General features: G+C 50.3%; 1 protein-coding gene and 1 pseudogene. Both read right to left on the reverse strand.

Annotated elements, in window-relative coordinates; translation table 11 throughout:
* Positions 1 to 77: 77 nt before the first annotated feature.
* On the reverse strand, positions 78 to 293 hold the full coding sequence (locus tag lacNas_RS09080) for a P8 family protein (RefSeq protein WP_201331483.1): 216 nt from the start codon (positions 291 to 293) through the stop codon (positions 78 to 80).
* Positions 294 to 359: 66 nt separating this feature from the next.
* Positions 360 to 585: pseudogene (locus lacNas_RS09085) on the reverse strand (hypothetical protein); the annotation flags it as partial.

The raw sequence follows: 585 nt of genomic DNA on the forward strand, positions 1-585 counted from the left end.
GCGGCTCAAGCGAGCCGCCGTTTTTCGCCCCTTCCCCTCCCTAAGGGAGACAAGAGGTCAGGAATGTAGGGAAAATATTATTTCTTAAGGTTTTCGTTGACAAAAGCTACGATCTTGTCGTCAGCATCGTTCATGAACGGAAGCATGGCTTCTTCAGTCTTGTCAGTGTTGTGACCATTCTTCTCCATGAAGTAGTCCCAGAGGGCATCTCTTACAGGAGTGTCTGAGTCACTCCAGTCAAAAACTTCTTTCATTGAACGATCCAGCAAAGCTGTCTTTACAATTTCTGACATTTTGATTACCTCCTAAATAATTTTTTCGTCCTACAATGCTTATTATAGTCCTAATTGGCCAAAAAGTTATTCCTCCAGCAGCAATTTTTGGGCAAATTTCGCCTTGACCCGGTACTTGGCCCGCTTGAGCCGGGTCTCGCTGATCTGATAGTGCCGGCAGATCTCCGCAGACTGCCGCTGCCCCAGCTGCAGCAGCAGTTCTTCCAATTCCAGCAGGCTCAAGGACTCCACCAGTTCCTGCCAGTCCAGAAGCGGCAGGCGGCGCGCCTGGCTGATCAGGCGCGGGTCAGCC

It is taken from the genome of Lactobacillus nasalidis, assembly GCF_016587775.1.
Classification (GTDB): domain Bacteria; phylum Bacillota; class Bacilli; order Lactobacillales; family Lactobacillaceae; genus Lactobacillus; species Lactobacillus nasalidis.

Bases quoted from the DNA above. Each gene is read 5' to 3' on its own strand.
- lacNas_RS09080 (WP_201331483.1), bottom strand. From the start codon at position 293: ATGTCAGAAATTGTAAAGACAGCTTTGCTGGATCGTTCAATGAAAGAA.